15 protein-coding genes and 2 pseudogenes are annotated in these 17,760 nt (G+C 61.8%); 5 read left to right on the forward strand and 12 right to left on the reverse strand.

All coding sequences use genetic code 11. The features are described from left to right. Positions 1 to 33: 33 nt before the first annotated feature. Positions 34 to 1,461: a hydroxymethylglutaryl-CoA reductase, degradative gene (locus tag MKD50_RS19045; RefSeq protein WP_371925373.1), complete on the reverse strand. Its 1,428-nt coding sequence runs from the start codon at positions 1,459 to 1,461 to the stop codon at positions 34 to 36. On the opposite strand from MKD50_RS19045, the gene MKD50_RS19050 reads away from it, so the two are divergent. Beyond that, a complete protein-coding gene (locus MKD50_RS19050; protein WP_252668214.1) occupies positions 1,456 to 2,856 on the forward strand; it encodes an aminotransferase-like domain-containing protein in 1,401 nt (466 codons plus the stop codon). The two genes, MKD50_RS19045 and MKD50_RS19050, sit on opposite strands and share 6 nt — an antisense overlap. A 181-nt stretch (positions 2,857 to 3,037) precedes the next feature. On the opposite strand, the gene MKD50_RS19055 is transcribed toward MKD50_RS19050, so the two are convergent. Both MKD50_RS19055 and MKD50_RS19060 read right to left on the reverse strand, forming a co-directional pair. Continuing rightward, positions 3,038 to 3,478, reverse strand: coding sequence for a GNAT family N-acetyltransferase (locus MKD50_RS19055; RefSeq protein WP_371925374.1), 441 nt, complete (start codon positions 3,476 to 3,478; stop codon positions 3,038 to 3,040). A gap of 590 nt (positions 3,479 to 4,068) precedes the next feature. After that, entirely contained in the window at positions 4,069 to 5,574 is a 1,506-nt protein-coding gene (locus MKD50_RS19060) for a DASS family sodium-coupled anion symporter (RefSeq protein ID WP_252668215.1), read from the reverse strand. A gap of 660 nt (positions 5,575 to 6,234) precedes the next feature. On the opposite strand from MKD50_RS19060, the pseudogene MKD50_RS19070 reads away from it, so the two are divergent. Next, a pseudogene (locus MKD50_RS19070) lies at positions 6,235 to 6,351 on the forward strand (NADH-ubiquinone oxidoreductase-F iron-sulfur binding region domain-containing protein); the annotation flags it as partial. A 145-nt stretch (positions 6,352 to 6,496) separates the two neighbouring features. Here the strand turns inward: MKD50_RS19070 and MKD50_RS19075 are convergent. Next, positions 6,497 to 7,675, reverse strand: coding sequence for a hypothetical protein (locus tag MKD50_RS19075; protein ID WP_252668216.1), 1,179 nt, complete (start codon positions 7,673 to 7,675; stop codon positions 6,497 to 6,499). On the opposite strand from MKD50_RS19075, the gene MKD50_RS30670 reads away from it, so the two are divergent. After that, a complete protein-coding gene (locus MKD50_RS30670) occupies positions 7,674 to 7,802 on the forward strand; it encodes a hypothetical protein (protein ID WP_256461645.1) in 129 nt (42 codons plus the stop codon). The two genes, MKD50_RS19075 and MKD50_RS30670, sit on opposite strands and share 2 nt — an antisense overlap. A 152-nt stretch (positions 7,803 to 7,954) precedes the next feature. On the opposite strand, the gene MKD50_RS19080 is transcribed toward MKD50_RS30670, so the two are convergent. From MKD50_RS19080 to MKD50_RS19090, 3 genes are read right to left on the reverse strand one after another with little or no spacing between them, the layout of a single operon-like run. Then, a complete protein-coding gene (locus tag MKD50_RS19080) occupies positions 7,955 to 8,686 on the reverse strand; it encodes an ABC transporter substrate-binding protein (protein ID WP_252668218.1) in 732 nt (243 codons plus the stop codon). Positions 8,687 to 8,708: 22 nt separating this feature from the next. Beyond that, positions 8,709 to 9,749: an Ldh family oxidoreductase gene (locus MKD50_RS19085; protein ID WP_252668220.1), complete on the reverse strand. Its 1,041-nt coding sequence runs from the start codon at positions 9,747 to 9,749 to the stop codon at positions 8,709 to 8,711. An 18-nt stretch (positions 9,750 to 9,767) separates the two neighbouring features. After that, positions 9,768 to 10,775 carry a Bug family tripartite tricarboxylate transporter substrate binding protein gene (locus tag MKD50_RS19090; protein ID WP_240070792.1) on the reverse strand — a complete coding sequence of 336 codons (1,008 nt, stop codon included), beginning with the start codon at positions 10,773 to 10,775 and terminating at the stop codon, positions 9,768 to 9,770. Positions 10,776 to 10,888: 113 nt separating this feature from the next. On the opposite strand from MKD50_RS19090, the gene MKD50_RS19095 reads away from it, so the two are divergent. Further along, positions 10,889 to 11,785, forward strand: a complete 897-nt coding sequence (locus tag MKD50_RS19095) for a LysR family transcriptional regulator (RefSeq protein ID WP_252668221.1) — start codon at positions 10,889 to 10,891, stop codon at positions 11,783 to 11,785. Between the two features lie 136 nt (positions 11,786 to 11,921). Here the strand turns inward: MKD50_RS19095 and MKD50_RS19100 are convergent, their stop codons facing one another. From MKD50_RS19100 to MKD50_RS19120, 5 genes and pseudogenes are all read right to left on the reverse strand, one after another. Next, the gene (locus MKD50_RS19100) at positions 11,922 to 12,617 is read right to left on the reverse strand and encodes a TetR/AcrR family transcriptional regulator (protein WP_252668222.1); all 696 of its coding nucleotides are present in this window, start codon (positions 12,615 to 12,617) and stop codon (positions 11,922 to 11,924) included. Positions 12,618 to 12,733: 116 nt separating this feature from the next. Then, a pseudogene (locus tag MKD50_RS19105) lies at positions 12,734 to 14,370 on the reverse strand (cation acetate symporter). Continuing rightward, entirely contained in the window at positions 14,367 to 14,732 is a 366-nt protein-coding gene (locus tag MKD50_RS19110) for a DUF485 domain-containing protein (protein WP_115700967.1), read from the reverse strand. Before MKD50_RS19110 ends, MKD50_RS19105 begins: the two are co-directional and overlap by 4 nt. 34 nt (positions 14,733 to 14,766) lie before the next feature. Beyond that, the gene (locus tag MKD50_RS19115; protein WP_252668223.1) at positions 14,767 to 15,990 is read right to left on the reverse strand and encodes an FAD binding domain-containing protein; all 1,224 of its coding nucleotides are present in this window, start codon (positions 15,988 to 15,990) and stop codon (positions 14,767 to 14,769) included. 14 nt (positions 15,991 to 16,004) lie between these two features. Further along, positions 16,005 to 16,466, reverse strand: coding sequence for a VOC family protein (locus MKD50_RS19120; RefSeq protein ID WP_252668225.1), 462 nt, complete (start codon positions 16,464 to 16,466; stop codon positions 16,005 to 16,007). Between the two features lie 292 nt (positions 16,467 to 16,758). Between MKD50_RS19120 and MKD50_RS19125 the strand changes: the two genes are divergently transcribed. Beyond that, positions 16,759 to 17,673 carry a LysR family transcriptional regulator gene (locus MKD50_RS19125; protein ID WP_240070787.1) on the forward strand — a complete coding sequence of 305 codons (915 nt, stop codon included), beginning with the start codon at positions 16,759 to 16,761 and terminating at the stop codon, positions 17,671 to 17,673. Positions 17,674 to 17,760: the final 87 nt, after the last annotated feature.

The following is a 17,760-nucleotide window of genomic DNA, read 5'->3' on the forward strand; positions in this document are numbered from 1 at the left end:
AATGTGGCGCCACGCGGTGGCGCCTTGCGCTGCCTATTGGCCCCTGAGTTCGGCCAGCAGTGTTACGGCACGATCGGTGCGCACGTCCTTCTCATCGGCCATGCGTTTGGCCACACGATCGACCTCTTCACCGACGGCACCCGCTACCAGGGCGATGTTGCGCGCATGCAGCGCCATATGGCCGCGCTGGATACCTTCGGTGGCCAGTGCACGTAGTGCGCCTAGGTTCTGCGCCAGGCCCACGGCAACGGCAATCTCGCCCAGGTGCTGGGCTGAATCGACGTCGAGCATCTTCAGGGCCAGACGTGCCAGGGGGTGGGTCTTGGTCGCACCGCCCACCAGGCCGACCGGCATCGGCATTTCAATGGTGCCGACCAGGGCGCCGCTGCTGTCCTTCTCCCAATGCGTCAGCGACGTGTAGCGTCCGCCGCGGCAGGCGTAGGCATGGGCACCGGCCTCGACGGCACGCCAGTCGTTGCCGGTCGCCACGATGACCGGGTCGATGCCGTTCATGATGCCCTTGTTGTGCGTGGCCGCCCGGTAGGGATCGATGGCGGCGAAGGTGTATGCATCGATGATGCCCTCGATAATCTCGGCGCCGCTGCGTTCCCTGGTTGCCAGCACCGCCTCTGTCAGCCGGACCCGCGCCCGTGCCAGGCGCAGGTCGGCTAGATTGGACAGGATGCGCAGGCGCACCGTGCCACCGGAGATTTGCTCCACCAGTGGCGAAACCGCTTCTGCCATGGTGTTCACCGTGTTGGCGCCCATCGCGTCGCGCACATCGACGATCAGGTGCAACACGATCATCGGGCCCCTTGGCGTGTCGGCAAAGACGTGGACCTCGACGTCCTTGCAGCCGCCGCCCAGGCCAATCAGCACCTGGTCGCGGCTGTTCGCCACGCTGAGGATCTGTTCGCGATGACGCAGCAGGGCCTGTCGGGCGCCGTAGGGATCGGTCACCCCCAGTACCTGCACCTGTGCTCGCATGAGCGGCCCGGTGCTGGAGGTCTCGAAGCCGCCGCATTCGCGCGCAAGCTTTGCCATGTAGGAAGCTGCCGCCACCACAGACGGCTCTTCCACCACCATCGGCACCAGCACATCGCGGCCATTGACCTGGAAATATCCCGCCATGCCGAACGGTAGCTCGAAGGTGCCCACTACGTTCTCGATCATGCCGTCGGCCCGGGCCGCTCCCAGTGCGCCGGGTTCGGCGAGCAAGCGAATCTCTTCCTGTGTCAGCGATGTTGCGCCCGCGACATATTCGAGGCGCTGGGCCGGGGTCATGGCGCGGAAATTGGGCAGCCTGGAATCGGTAGCCATTGAATGTCTCCTTCCTTGGGGTATGGAACGGTGACACTTTAGGCTGACTGTACCCGTGAAAAAAGGTACAGTTCGACGGGACAGTTTGGGTGAAACCTGCCGGCGCGAAGCGCGGCCAAAACCATAACGCCTGCGATGCATACAAAGTCCCCTACACTCGCCGCAACGCTGGCGAACACCTTGGAAAGACAGATTGTCGAAGGCGCCTACCGGACCGGCGACAAGCTGCCCTCGCTGCGGGAACTGGCCTTGTTGCACGGATACAGCAAGAACACGATCGTGGCTGCGTTCGAACTGCTGGTCAGCCGCGGGCTGGTGGAACCCCGGCGCGGCGCCGGCTATTTTGTGCTCGACCGGCCTGTGAAGGCACAGGCCGACGAGGACGCCGGCTCGCTGAGGCGGGCGATGGACATCGTCTGGCTGATGCGAGAGCAACTGAAAAGCCGGCCAGACGTGTTAGCCGTGGGGGATGGATTCCCGCCAGTCGAATGGCTGTCGGAAGCGCGACTGGACAAGTATCACCACAAAGTTGTGCGCACCGGTCTGGGTGCGTTGTTCCGGTACGGAAATCGCTTCGGATACGGCCCCTTGCGTGACCATCTGGTGCGCAAGCTGGGCGACGTCGGCGTGGGCGCCGATCCCCGGCAGATCCTCCTGACCCATGGCGCCAACGATGCGCTCGACCTGGTGATCCGGTACTTTGTCCCGGCCGGCGCCACGGTTCTGGTTGATGATCCTGGCTACTACCCGTTGTTCGGCAAGCTGAAGCTGGCCGGCGCTACCATCATTGGCGTGCCGCGGCTGGCCGACGGGCCGGACGTGGAGATGCTGGAGCAGCTTCTTGTCCAGCACCGCCCACGCTTGTTCTTCACGCAATCCGTGGCACAAAATCCGACCGGCTCGGATCTCTCGCCGGGCAAGGCGTACCGAGTATTGCAGCTCGCGCAGCGCTTCAACTTGCTGCTCGTGGAGAACGACGCGCTCGCGGACTTCAAGCCCACGACACTGCCCCGGCTATCGGCGCTGGACCAGCTCGAACGCACCATCTATATCGGCAGCTTCTCAAAGTCTTTCTCGGCTGCCCTGCGCGTAGGCTTCATTGCATGCGGCGCCGACCTGGCAAGCGATCTGGCCGACCTGAAGGCGCTGATCCATGTCAGCAGTTCAGAGTATTGCGAGCGGACCGTCGATGTGATTCTCAGCGAAGGCCACTACCAGCGCTACGTGACCAGGCTGCGGTCGCGCCTGGCTGAAGCCACCGCCAGGGCGCTGGCGCTCTTTGAAAGGCTAAATCTTGACGTACTCGCCAGGACTGAACAAAGTCTGTACCTGTGGGGCGCACTACCGAAGGTGGAAGACTCACTGGTTCTGGCCGAGCACCTTCTGCAGCAGAAGGTGGTCATCGCGCCAGGCCGCGTTTTCCGCGTCAACTCCGAAGCCAAATCGCCATGGTCGCGGTTCAATGTTGGCGCCGTCCTGGACCCGAGATTCGAGGCGGCGGTCCGTCGAGTGCTTGGCCGCATAGAGAAGACCTGAGCTTTGCAGCCGATGGCCGACATGGGTTTCAATGAAGACGAGTCCCACTCGACCGTGCAAATCAGTGAAGTTTTCCCGAACCCTTGTCTCAAGGATGCCAAAGTTCTACGGTAAATCCGTTTGGCAGTACCCCTCTCACTGGACCGCAATGGGGTTCCCGTCTTTGTTGCAGTCCCGGTCACTAATTCAATTCGCATTGCATGCAGACTCCCGCTGGCATTCCCGGCGACGTCAATGTATGCGAATTCCGTAGGCTGACAGGCAGAGAGGTCGTCGAAACAAGGGAAAAACCGTAACGCGAAAAGAAGCCAGGGCATTTTGCGGTGGCGAGGACCGCGCGTTCGCAGCCCTCTGCACGCGCGCGCACCAGAACGGCAGATACCAGGTGTTTGGCAATTCCGCGATCCCGATATGGGGGCAGCACCGCTACCGAACAGACGACTATCACTTGCGCGTGCCGCTCCGCTCCGGCACAGGCGACAATGCGCCCATCCATTAACGCAATGTGGAACGAGTACTGCGACAACAATGTGTTTTGCATTAATCCGCATTCGTCTAGCACCGCAGTAATTGCAGGCAGGTCCGCAACGGTGGCGGATCGAATCTGTAACGATCTAATCATTGCTGCACCAGCGCCCTCAAAGCGCCTTTATTCATGAGGCAGTTACTTAATAGACGGCTCCACCATACCGTCACGCGGTTCGTTTGCATACGTGTCCGAAATTCTGGAGGGGCAGATCTAGGGGTAAATCCTTACCAAGCGGAAATGGATGTGCGTATCTGTGCCATGGATCTCGGTCTCCGAGGTGGCGTCCTGGCCCCATCACGCGAAAAAGATCTTTCAAGGGGCGGCGTATGGCTGGGGCTGTCATAAAGTGAAGAAAAGGGCTGCCCAACCCCGTAAGCGGCTGATTTCTTCAATGCTATGCATGATGCGCATTAAGCATTCTGATGGAGGTATCGCCCGATGATGAGCCGCACAGTGGGTTTCTGCACGCCGGGGTTTCGTAGTGGCCGCCAAGGCGCTGCTCGATGCGAATCCGAACCCGAGCCCGCGACGAGATCCGCTTTGCCATCGCGGACTGATGACGTGAGACGGTTGCCGGTGCGATGCCTTGATCTGCACGAGCACTGGCTTATCCGGAACTCAACCCAGCCGAGCGCGAAGGCTTGCGGCGCAGTGCGCGCGTCGGGCGTCGTACGGTTGAGTGCTCACCAGAAGCCAAGCACCTTCCACCAGACGCTCCCGACCACGGCGAAGATCATCAGCTCCACCACGCACATCACAAATCCGACGCGCCACCAGGTTCCCATCGTGACATATCCGCTTCCGAAGATGATCGGCGAGGTGCCCGTCGCATAGTGGGTCAGCGTCATCATGATCGCCGAGCCGGCCGCCATAAGCAGCATGAACGGCACCACATACTCTGGCGGTATCAGATTGACCCCGACTGACAGGAAGGCAAGCAGCATCGCACTGATGTGCGCCGTCGTGCTGGCGAACAGGTAGTGGGAGAAAACGAAGACCGCCAGCAGGATCGCAGCCGTGCCGCCCCAGCCAATGCCGCTGGCCACGATCGCGTCGCTCATGCCCTTGGAGAACCACGTGATCACGCCTTGCTTGTTCAGTTGCTCGGCCAGCATGATCAGCGCACCAAACCATATCAGCGTGTCCCAGGCGCTCTTTTCGGACAGCACGTCGTCCCAGTCGATGGTGCCGGTGATGATCAGCACGAACAGGCCGACGAGGGCGACCACCGTAGGGTCCAGCGTGAGCGACGGACCGAACACCATCGCCGGAACGTTGGCCCACAGCAGCAGCAGCAGCGCGAAGGTAAATATCATGACCATTTCCTTCGGCGACACTGGTCCCATCTTCGCCATTTCGGCGTGCGCGTATTCCACCGCGTTGGGTGTGGCCTTGAGCTGCGGCGGCGACAGCACATAGATCACCAGCGGCATCAGCAGCATGCATAGCAGACCGGGCAGCAACATGCACAGCGCCCAACTCGTCCAGCTCAGATGCAGATTCTGGTTGGTTGCCTTGGCAATGTAGTCCACCACCAGGGGGTTCGGGGCGGTGGCGGTGACGAACATCGCCGAGGAGATGGGATTGGCGTGATAGTTGACCAGGGCCAGGTAGGTGCCAACCTTGCGCTCGGTGCCGTTGGCCGGGTCCGAGTCGAACGCGTTGGCAATCGACTTCATGATCGGATGTACGATGCCGCCACCGCGAGCGGTATTGCTCGGCGTGAACGGGGCCAGCACCAGTTCACAGGTGGCCAGACCATAGCCGATGCCTATCGTTCGTTTCCCCATCAGGGATATGAACAGCAGGCCAACGCGGGTGCCCAGGCCGGTCTTCTTCACGCCGCGGGAGATCAGGATGGCCACCACGATCAACCAGATGAGCGGACTGTCGAAGGCGGTCAGCGCGTCGGCGATCGCTCCCTTGGAGGAGGTCGAGGTGACCTGCGACAGCGAGAGCACCACGATGGCCATCATTGCCATCACCCCGATCGGCATGACCTTCAGGATGATCGCAACGATTGTGGTCAGAAAGATGGCAACCAGGCCCCAGGCCTTGGGGGTGAGCCCCTCCGGCACGGGCAGCAGCAGCAGGGTGATCAGCACGACCGTGGTGATCAGCGCTGGGCCCAGTCGGAACGGGACCACACTATTGAAGTAGCGGAACGCTGTTTTTAGTTTTGTAAGCATCTTGCGCTCCTTCTCAGAAGAGTTGGGTTCACACCGACGCCGGCAGTCAGTACGATGAAATTTGCGGCATAGAAGGACGTAATTCAAAAGTCACAGCGCTACCAGGGTACGCGACCTGCATCACTCCAAACGAGCATCAAAATTCGTCGCCCCCGCTACCTTGCCCGCCGCCACCGGTCACTCTGGAGCGGGCAAAGTGACCAGATCTGCTATCCAGGACGCGAGCGGCTTCCACAGATTCGTCATGCGGCGTGCCTGGGCAAAAACCATCGGTGTGCTATGGTTTTTATATGACCTTTTCGGCTAGGGCGCCAGTGTGCGTTGGCCGGCCCAGCTACCAAAAGAGCGCGCAATGGTACGTCTGAGCGTCGAAGGACGGCAGCTCGAAGCCCCGGCAAACTGCTCCATCCTGCAGGCCTTTTTTTGCAGGCGGGAGAAACGCTTGTCGAGGGCGTTGGCTGCATGGGCCAGGGTGTATGCGGCTCTTGCCGTGTCATGGTGCGGCGCAGCGGCGAGCAGGACGTGCGCACGGCACTCGCCTGCGAGACGCTGGTCGAGGACGGTATGCAAGTCGCGTTTCTGGATTACTTCACGGCCTCGGAGCGGCACGTCTATCGCATCGAGGAGATCGGCGACAGCTGGGAGGCCTTGCGGACCATCCTTTGCCGCATCCTTCCCGGCAGCGGTCGCTGCGGGTTAATCGATGGCGCCGTGACGGTGGTAGACAGTTCCCTCAATCAGTTTCGGGAGGAATACGAGGCGCTCCTGATGGCATAGTGCCACCATCGAACATCCGAGATATGCGGGCGTCGCGCTGTGTGAGCGCGCATGCCGTATGCGGGCATGTATCGCCTCGCGGCGCTACATCGGTCTCCAGGCGACACAGCAGCAACTCCGCAGTCATGAGTGGCCGGTTGCGGCATCATCCTTCGATCAGCCCGCGGGCGGCCTGCCTGACGTCCGGCGAGGAGAAGCGGAAGACGGCGCGATCCAGCAAGTAGTGGATGAAGCCAGTCGCGAAGCCCAGTGCCAGCAGCGCCGGCACGTAAGGCGAGGAGCGCAGCCAGCGCGCCGCCTCGCCGAAGATGCGATCGGCGTAGGCGTATTCGTCGGTCACGGCCTCCACCTCCAGGACGGGTAGCAGCAAGGTGGAGATGACGGCGAGGACGAGCAGCACCGCCCAGCCGCGTCGATTGATAGGTGCGAGCAGTTGCTGCCAATGTGTGCCGGGCGCCTGAGCCTTACCGGAAGCTGCGAGCGAAGTGAGTCCCATTGCCGCGCTCCAATGTTGTACGCTCCACAGCACGATGAACAGGAACGGGTCGCGCGCGAGGAAGGCGAAGAGCACCATGGACGAGACGCTGAGGACGTAGGCCGCGCGCGGCAGCGATGCACGCTGCGAGCGCAGTTCGATGTATAGCATCAGGCCAGTCAGGATCATGACGAAGGCAATGCCGCCATCGTGCAGTATGCGCGCGAACACGTCCGACCAGCCCACCCCCAGCAGCGGCTCGACCCAGCGATCCTGGAAGGCTATCGATCCGGCCAAGGCGTCTGCCAGTACGACCAGGCCACCGCCCACGACGAGCGCGAACCACCGGTCAAGCCGTCGCGTGACCGCGTCGGATGCTCGTCCCGCGCGCGAGCGGTAGAGGCTAAGTAGCCCAAAATGCTGCGCGGCGAAATGGTGACTCACCAGCAGGTAGTCCAGCACGGCCAGCCAGGCCACGCGCTCAGTTACCGGGATCGGCAGCACCTTCTCAGGCGCCAGAAGCAGGACGAAGCAGGCCAGGGCGATGGTCAACGGGGCCACTACGAAGCGTAGCCGCTGAGTCGTGAGCAGAGGACGGTAGGCCGGGGTTGCGTAGGCCAACCAGGCCGACGAGACGCGGTGGCCGAACCATAGGGGTACTGCAAAGGCAAAAAACAGTCCGTCCACCGGGCTGGCGCGCACGTCGTCATGACCCCAGGCCAGCAGAAGGACCAGAGGGGCTAACCACAGCGCATTCAGTACCCAAACGAGGTCCCAAGCCGGGTTCTTGATCCAGCGCATGGTGGGCTTCCTGGCTTCGCCGCCGCCGCGCAACTGGACATTGGCCATGGTGGAACTCCTGGAAGTTGCTTGCGAGGTGGTGGTTTCAGCATATGCGCATAAGGATCGGGAGGACAAATACTTTCCTGTCTTCGGGCGACGCTCGCAGGCCGACTTCGAAATGGCGGCCCTGTAAAGTTCTCGTGCAGTCGTGCCAGCTCAGCAGGCGCTGTCGGATTACTTCGCCGAGCACCTTTCCGAGCCAACATGGCGATGGCCAAAATGATGCAACAGCGCAGTGGCGGTGCGCCTTTTGGCTCGGTAGTCGTTCCAGTGTCGAGCCCCTCGCTATGATTTCGCGGGGGCGACAGACGCGCCCTCGATTCCATGACGCCTGAGAGCTTGCGCAACGAAGCCGGAGGCCTTCATCTCCTCGACGAACCGCCGTAGCCATTCCACAGCTTCAGCGCTGCGGGTTTTGGGGAGGCCCATTGCCTGCCGTATGACCATAAACCGGCCCGGCAGCAACCTCAGGCCCGCAGTGCGCCTGGCATCTTTTTCCAATTGCTGTCGCACCCCTGCAGCGACGTCCGCATCTTGTTCCAGGAATGTTTGCACCACGGATGGAGACGTTGGGGCGCGCACGATGTGTGCCTGTTGCAGCGTACGAGTGAGATAAAGGTCGTAGGCGCTCCCTTCTCCTACGACGACGCGGCGTCCGGCAAGGTCGACTTGATCGTTGGTCCTGACGGGGGATTCTGTCTTCACCAGGTATGCGCCCTCGATCAGAACGTAGGGTTCAGAGAAGGCGATTCCGGCCCCCCGGACTGGGTCGACGGCAAAGAATCCGAAGTCAGCCTGCTCGGCCGCGACGGCATCCACCGACTTTCCCGCGGAATCGAACACCACAAGCTCAAGCGGCAGGCCAAGGCGATGGGCAAACTCGCCTGCCAGGTCTACTGAAACGCCGAATGGTTTTCCCTCGGCATCGAGGTTTGCGAGGATAGGATTGCCTACATTAATGGATGCGCGAAGGATTCCCGTCGGCGCAAGCTCGAGCCGTGCATGGTCATTGGTCATGGTGCTTCCGGAGTGTGCAATCTCAGTTCTTCTTGTTCGCATGTCGATCCAGTAGTGCTTTCACTGCGGGGTCCATGGCGATGCCCTCTTCGCGCTGATGCGTCAGCTTGTCCAGTTCGATCTCTCCGGGAACAATGACAGGCTTGCCGGGCTCGGCCGGTGCGCTACCGTGGAGGATGGCTGCAAAATCTTTCATGCGGGCAGCCAGCCATTGCGCCGATCCCAGTCGCCTGGTATCGACCAGGATAAAGAAATGGCCCAGGTTCTGGGGCTGGTCAGGTGCATCGACCCAAGACTTGACGTGCGTCAGGTACGCGGCATCCGAGAGCAATCCAGCGAAGAGATCGACCATCAGTGCCAGCCCATAGCCCTTGTGCCCGCCAATCGGCAGCAGGAAGCCATCGAGGGCGGCTTTGGGATCGGTGGTTCTTCGTCCTTGCGCGTCGGTGGCCCACGAATCCGGAATGGATTGTCCTGCCTTGAGTGCGTTGCGAATCTTGGCGCGCGCGGCCACGCTCATTGCCATGTCCAGCAGGAAGTGGCGGCCGTCATGCCCTGGTACGCCGAAGCCCAGTGGGCTGTTGCCCAGGCGAGCATCGCTTCCGCCCCATGGCGCGATGGTCGTCGTGGCATTGCTGCCAATCATGCTGGCGAACCCTGCTTCCGCCGCAATGTAGCTGTACGGCGAAACCGGCCCGAAATGATTGCTGCCCCGGACGAAGGCCATGCCGATGCCGAATTCTCCGGCGACTTCCATGGCAGCGCGCAGCGCCTTCATACCAGCGAGCGGACCGACCGCGTTGCCGCCATCGACCTTTACCAGCGCCGGCGCGGCGCGTTCGACGGTAATGGTGGGGCGTGCCGAGATACCGCCGGACTGGAGTCGTTCGCCATAGGATTCAATGCGGGACAGTCCATGGGTGCTGAGCCCGAAGAGGTCTGCGAGTACGAGGATGTCAACGACATCGCTGGCGTCACCTTCGGCCAGGCCGAGGCCCCGGAACGCGCGTGTTCCGAGCTGACGGAGTTCGGCTTCGGATACCGTGATTCGATCTTGTTGCATGCTGGATTCTCTGAAGATTTAGTTGGCCTGGATTCCCGCGCTGCGCACGACGGTGCCCCAGCGTTGTTGCTCGGTACGAATGAATGACGTGAATTCGGCGCTGCCCGCACCGACAGGCGTGCTTGCGTCCTCTGCAAGTCGCTGTCGCACCAGTGGGCTGGCCAGGGCCTTTACTGCCTCGGCATGCAGACGACTGACAACTGGCGTGGGTGTGCGCGCAGGCGCCATCAGCCCAAACCATTGAGAGCTTTCGAATCCGGGATAGCCCTCCTCGGCAATGGTGGGAACGTTGGGAATCGGCGTGAGGCGTTTTGACGATCCAACCGCGAGGATGCGCAGCTTGCCTGCCCTGGCATGTTGCAGGATCCCGGCGAGGCCCGCCGATGCGGCGTCAATGTTTCCGGCCAGCAAGTCGGTAATCTGGGCGCCGGTGCCCTTGTAAGGCACGTGCACAAGATCGATATGCGCGGCCTGCTTGAGCATCTCGAAGGCAACGTTGCCAGCGCTCCCGTTGCCCGCCGATCCGTATGTCATGGCGCCCGGCTTCGCCTTGGCCTGAGCGATGAATGCCTTGATGGAATCGCTATGGACGGTAGGCCCGACCGCGAACACCATCGGCACTTTCGCGAGCAATGTCACCGGCGTGAAATCCTTTAGGGGATCGTAGGGAAGCTTGCGCATCATGGCGGGATTGACGGCAAGCGTGCCAACGTGGCCAAGAACCAGTGTGTATCCGTCAGGCGCGGCGCGCGCGGTTTCCTGCATGGCGATGACACCCTGGCCACCGCCCTTGTTGTCCACGACGATCTGTTGGCCCAGCCCCTTCGACATTTCTGCCGCGATGGCGCGGGCAATGGCGTCCGAGCTTCCGCCGGGTCCGTACGGGACGATCAGCCGGATCGGCCTGACGGGCGTCCAGGTCTGCGCATGTGCGGGGAGCAGTGAAGCGGCTAGCGGGATCGCGAGGGCGGCAAGGGCGGTACGGCGCGGCATGCGCCGCACCGGCTCTCGTACTTTGTTGGGCATTGTGTCTCCGGCTTGGTCATGACAGCGTCTTGCTCTGTCCGTGCCGCAAATGATCACGCTTGCTGGATTCCAGTGTAAAGTGCAAATATCACAAGTATTGTTGCGTTGAGCACATGAATTTCGATCTGGCGGACTTGCGGGCGTTTCTGGCCGTAGCCGATCTGGGCAGCTTCAAGGCAGCATCCGATGCGATGTTCTTGTCGCAGTCGGCACTGTCGCGGCGTGTCGACAAACTGGAAGACGCGCTTGGTGTTGCGCTTTTCACGCGGACCACCCGGAAGGTCGAATTGACCACCCTGGGCCGCATGTTTGTGCACAAGGCGCGAAATGTCATCAACGAGCTTGAAGAGGCCATGCTCGGCATTCAGACCGTTGCCGAGCGGCTGTCGGGCGAGGTGACGCTTGCGTGCGTACCGTCTGCGGTAGGCCATTTCTTGCCCTCTGTCGTGGGGCCGTATCACGAGCGCTATCCGGGGATAAGACTCCGCATCATTGACGAGTCTTCGGGCGATGTCCTCCTGGCAGTCGCGCGCGGCGATGCGGATTTCGGTCTGACCTATATCGGGACGCAGGAGCCTGACATCGAATTCTGCCCCTTGATTGAAGAGGCGTTTGTTGTTGCCTGTCGCAAAGGGCATCCGCTGGCTTCGCGAAAAAGCGTCAAATGGAAAGACCTTGGAGGTCTTGACTACATCACGCTCGCGCAAGGCAGCGGCAATCGCTTCCTGATTGACCAGGCCCTTGCGCGGCTGCAGGTAAGACCGCGTTGGTACTGCGAGGTAAATCATGTTCCCGCCCTGGTAAGCCTGGTCCAGGCCGGCCTGGGAATCGGTGTTGTGCCTCGAATGGCTTTGCCGCCGAAGTCCGGCAGTGGCCTGCTTGCGATCCCGCTGACCGACCCAGCCATAACTCGAACGTTGGGATTGATCTCGCGACGAGGACGCCCGTTGGCGCCGGCCGCGCAGATTCTCTTTGACATGCTGATCCGAAGAGGAACAGCAAAACTCTAGGTGCGTGGCATCGAAGTTACTGCAGTGTAAAGACCGGTGTCGGAGCACCCACGCTCGCTCGGTAAGCAAGCGATGATCGACCGAGAATGGCCGGCAAGCGCCCGCTAGACGGTCGCCCAATGAGCGGGGTAGCCATTCACACAGCAGAAGTGGCGGCTGAGGGCGGGCCCGTACGCATCGCACGTATGGCCGCCGCAGCTCCGTTCAGGAACATATCGACCTGACGTCGGATCACGGCATCCATGTCGGTCGGCACCTTGAGGCCATAGATCCACTTGCGCACGCCGATATAGAAAATGGCAGCATGCAGGCTCCAGATCATCTCGATCTCGGCTTCAGTTTCGGCTGCATTACGCGGTGCGGGAATGCCGAACTCCTCTCTGACCTCGGCCAGCACCGGAAGGAACACCTTGCTGCGCAGCTTGCTGAGATACTTCTTGTTGATGCCTTCGTGCGTGAGACCGGCAAAGATGAACAGGCGAATCCACTCTTCACGAAGGATCACCGACGAATAATCGAGGTAGAAGGCGTGAAGCCGTTCCGTTAGCGGCAACGAGCGATCAGCGATCTGCCCCTCCCAGCCTGGACGCCACTGGAAGACTTCGTTGTAGACGCGCTCGATCAGTGCATCCTTGCTTTGGAAGTAGCGGTAGAGCAGCGGCTGCGTAACCCCGATCTGGCGGGCCAGTTCGCGGGTACTCCCGCCAAAGCCGTTCCGGGTGAAGTGCTCGATCGCCTTTTCCACAATCTGCTGTTCGCGCTCCTCGGGCAGCCGCCGCCTGGACGCTTTGACAGGGGTATCTTCCTCGGCCGATGCAGTGCTGGTCTCCATGACGCTTCTTCTCGCAGTGGTGATGCGGACAATGTCAGGATTCTACCAATCGGGCGATAAATGAGAAGATGGGCCCGCAGAAGCCTGCGTCGCCCGCTTCTCATCATGGGGACAGGTTAGCCGGCGGTTTTGCTGCCGAGTCCCAGTTCGCAAGCTACGCGCTGATTCTGGAAGGCCTCGCGCTCCCATGCACCGCGCGGCGATCGGTCTGTCACGGAGAACACGTAGATGCCGAGGAATGCCACCAGCATCGAAAACAACGCAGGATACTCGTACGGATAGATTGCCGATGCATGTCCCAGCACTTGTACCCAGACTGTAGGACTCAGGATCGTCAGGACAACGGCGGTCACGAGGCCCAGCATCCCTCCGACCACCGCGCCGCGCGTGGTCAGTCCCTTCCAGTAAATGGACAGAAGCAGGACCGGGAAGTTGGAGCTTGCCGCGATCGAGAAAGTCAGGCTGACGATGAACGCGATGGTCTGCTTCTCGAACAGGATGCCGAGCAGGATCGACAGTACGCCGAGCACGAGCGTCGTCATGCGGGAGACTCGCAGCTCGTCCTTGTCGGACGCTTGTCCCTTGCGGATGACCGTTGCATAGAGGTCATGCGAGATCGCCGACGATCCGGCGAGCGTCAGGCCTGCCACCACAGCCAGAATGGTCGAGAACGCCACGGCGCAGATGAAGCCGAGGAACACATTGCCGCCGACAGCGTGCGCAAGATGCACGGCCACCATGTTGACCCCGCCGATCACCGCGCCCGCGCCATCGTGGTACAGCGGATCCTGCGCCACCAGCGCGATCGTGCCAAATCCGATCACGATGATCATGGCATAACAGTGCCGACGATGCCGGTCGCATAAAGCACGCTCTTGCGCGCGGCCTTGACATTCCCGACGGTGAAGAAGCGCATCAGGATGTGCGGCAGTCCAGCCGTACCGAAGATCAGCGCCAACCCCAACGAAACCGCCGAGACTGGATCGGAAACCAGGCCGCCCGGACGCATGATCGCCTCGTGCTTGCCGTGCGCGGTAATGGCGTGGTCGAACAAGCTGTTCAGGCTGAAGCCGAATCGGCTGAGCACCATGTAAGCCATGAATGCGCAACCGGCCAGCAGCATGACAGCCTTGATAATCTGGATCCAGGTGGTGGCCAGCATGCCGCCAAAGAACACATAGACCACCATGAGCACGCCCACGAGCACGACCGCCGAGGTGTAGTTGAAGCCGAATAACAGCTCCACTAGCTTGCCGGCGCCAACCATCTGCGAGACCAGGTACAGGAGCACGATGACGATCGAACTCGATGCCGAGAAGCCCCGAATTGGGCGCTGCCTGAGGCGATAGGACAGGACATCGGCCAGCGTGTAGCGCCCGAGGTTGCGCAGCGGCTCGGCGATCAGGAACAGGATGATCGGCCAGCTGGCCAGGAAGCCGATCGAGTAGATCAGGCCGTCGTAGCCGCTCGTGAACACCAGCGCCGAGATGCCGAGCAGGGACGCTGCCGACATATAGTCGCCGGCGATGGCCCAGCCATTTTGCATCGCAGTGATCTTGCCGCCCGCCGCGTAGTGGTCGGCAACGCTGTGATTGCGCCGCGCTGCCCAGCGCGTGACGCCGAGGGTCGCCGCGACAAAAACCAAGAACATGCCGATGGCAATCAGGTTGAGGCCCTGGCCGACCGGAGGCGTCGCCGCCCAGGCCGGCGTGGTTGCTGCCAGCGCGGCAGCCGTGATCAATAGGCGTTTCATGGCTGAATTCCCTTGCGGATGTCCGCGATCATCCTGTCGTAGACGGTGTTGCTGCGATGCACGTAGATGGCCACCAGGGCAAAGGTGAACGCAAACATGCCGAAGCCGACCGGTATGCCGATGCTCATCGGCTGGCCGGAAGTCAACGGCAGGGCGAGCAGGTCCGGCCGGAACGCCAGCGTGAGAATAAAGCCGAAGTAGACGGCCAGCATGGCTGCGGTGAGCGTCCACGAAAATCGGCGTCGCATGCGGTGCAGGCGCTCGAAGGCGGGCTCGCTCAGCATGGGGTGTGGTACCGGCGGATCGATCCCTCCGACCGGGCCGAGATCTGTTGGGTAATGGGCGGGGGCGGCGTGAGGCATGCTTTGTCTCCGAATGTTTGTGGTTCCAGACCGGTCAGAATCGGCGCGAAACTGCGGTTTCACGCATCACTGCCTCGGGGGTGCGATAGCGTTCAGCCATCTCGCGGTCCTGCGCGCTTTTGAGTTGCGCCTGCATGTACGCGCCGAGATGGCGGGCATGCTCGACGACTGCCTGTCCCACCTGGACGCGTTCCGCGCTGTACGCTTCGAGCGCCGTTTCGACTGACTCATGTCCGGCAAGCGCACGGACGAGTGCCATGGCGTCCCCGGCGGCTTTCGTGACACCCATGCCGCAATGCGGGCGCGCCACGAAGGCGGCATCACCGAGCAGCGCGATCCGGCCGAATGCCATGCGGGGCACGGTCAGGTCGAAGATCGGCTGGAACAGCGGCTGCGCAGTCCTTTTCACGATTTCCGCGAACTGCGGCGCAAGCCGGTCGGTGGCGGCGTCTTCCATGTCGGAGAGCACGTCCGGGCGGATCAGCCCCGGCGGAATGCCGTTGTTCCAGACCTTGCCAGTGGCATCGGTCAGCAGGTCCCGCAGTTCGTCGTGCTCGCGCGTGGCGCGATACCACACAAAGTTGTAGCGGCGTTGCCCCGGCGTTGTGCTGTTGCCATCGCCCGCCACGGGGTAGCCGAGGATCTGCTCATGCGGCGGCAGGCAGAAGGCAAACTTGTCGAAGATTGCCGCATGCGTTTCGCGCGAAATGTGCGCTTCATCGACAAGACCACGCCAGGCGATATATCCGGCGTACTCCAGGGCTGCGGATGGCAGCAGCCGTTCGCGCACGCCGGAGCGAAAGCCGTCGGCGGCAATGACCAGGTCGGCGCTGTGCGAGGAACCGTCCTCCAGCGTGACCGCCGCATGGTTGCTGCGCGAATCGACGTCCGTCACCATGGCGCCGGTCCGATACACGCCGGAAAATGCGCTGCCCAGTACGTCATACATCTTGCCCCAGGCTGTCAATGTCTGCGGCATCTCGCGGTCGGACACAGTCGAGCCGTCGTGCGAGAGCGTGACACGGGTACGGATGCGAACCCCGATGCTGTCGTCAATCGCCACGCCGGCAGCAGCGAGCGCTTCGAACAGTTCCGGATGCGTGACGATGCCCGCGCCGCGGCCGGTCAATGTCTCGGGCGTGCGCTCGAAAATCGCGACGTCCCAGCCATTGCGTTGAAGCATGTTGGCCGCAAAGAGTCCGCCGAGCGAGCCACCTACGATGATTGCCTTGGGTCGTTGTTGCAGTACGTTGTTCATGCCATGACTCCGGTTCATGCTTGCGCCGCCTTCGGCTGCTCCAGGCCTGCCACCTCGGCGGCCGGATAGTTCAATTCAATCGTCACGCCAGACGGGTCCTCGATAAACACCTGGTGCAGGCCAAGGCTTGGAACGGTGCGGTCGCGCCAGGCGATTCCCTCCGCGCGCAGAGTCACCCACATCTGCTGGACACCCGTGGCAAGGAACGCGATGTGGTCCAGCGTGCCGGTTCCGGATGCGGGCAGGGGTTTGTCGCCCAGGTAGGCGGACAGTCCCTCCGCGCCATCGGAATCGAGGCCGATGATGTGCACGGTTCCATAGTCGCGCTCGTCATCGCCCATGTAGAGCCACGCACCCGGGAAATCGAACGGAGGCCGGTATCCGCGTCGGAAACCCAGGATGCGTTCGTAGAACGCGCAAGTCCGTTCCAGGTCGGTGGTGCGGATGGAAAAATGTGCCAGCTTGGTCAGTGCCATCGCTTCCTCCTTTGTTTATCAATCGATCAGTGATCGGTTGATAAATAATAGGGCGTAACGAAGAGAAGACAAGGGGCGTGGGTCTCGGTATTAACCCTTACGCGCCGGTGGAGGAGTAAATGGGTCTGGGAAGTGATCAGACCAATACAAAGCGTGGCCACGCCATGCTGCGAGTCGGGCATGAACGAGCTTGCGGCGAGCGCGTGGCGGACCTTGACGCGATGCCTCGGCATAATCTGTCCATGCCATTGGTACGATCAAGCGAATTCAATCAAAAAGGATCACGGCAAGAATGGACAAGCTGCTTGCACTGAAGATGTTCGTGGAGACCGTGGACGCAAAGGGCTTCTCCGCTGCTGCGCGACGGCTGGACCTGGCTACGTCGTCCGTGACGCGTGCGCTCGACGGACTGGAGGCGTCGCTCGGTGCCGTGCTGCTGAACCGCTCCACGCGACAGATCACGGTGACGGAGGCAGGTGCTACGTACTATCAGCGGGCTCGCAGGATCTTGGATGCCGTGGAAGAGGCCGATGCGCTGATCGCAGATCGAGGCGAGGAGCCGGTGGGGCAATTGCGTGTGTCATTGCCGATGGCCTTCGGGCGGCGATGCATCGCGCCGTATTTAGGCGATTGGCTGGCGAAGCATCCACAGCTTGAGGTTGACGTGACGCTGACCGACGATATCATCGACCTCATGGGCGAGCGCATCGATCTGTCCGTGCGGCTTGGCAGCCCTGCGTCGTATGACAACGTCGTCGCGCGTGAGATCGGACGCTTTCGTCGCCGGGTTGTCGCCAGTCCGGCCTATCTGGAAAGCCGGGGTCGTCCCGATGATCCCGTTGACCTGGTCAACCATCGTTGCCTTCGGTTCAGCTACGGCACGCGCGACCAGGTCTGGACGTTTCGCCAGGGCGACAGCGAGACCAGGGTCCCCGTCAGCGGGCATTTTCGCTGCAACAACGCCGAAGTTTTGCGTGATATTGCGCTGGCGGGCGGCGGAATCGGCCTGCTGCCGGACTGGCTGGTCGATGACGAAATCGAATGCAAACGACTAATGCCATTGTTCGATGCATGGTCAGTCAACCCGGATCAAGCCAGTTCCGCGATCTCCGCGCTGTATCTGCCGAACCAGCGCGGTTCACGGAGAATCGCCGCATTTCTGGATTTCCTGGCAGTGCTGCCAGGGCCGACCCGGCGCCGCGACTGATCGCACGTCCCTGCTGTGGCAGCGTGACCACGGTTAGTGCACCGTCCTCGGCCGTGTGCTGATGGTGGCATGACTGGACACAGTGGC

Origin of the sequence: Cupriavidus mimosae (assembly GCF_023952485.1) — a bacterium.
Taxonomy (GTDB): Bacteria; Pseudomonadota; Gammaproteobacteria; order Burkholderiales; family Burkholderiaceae; genus Cupriavidus; species Cupriavidus taiwanensis_C.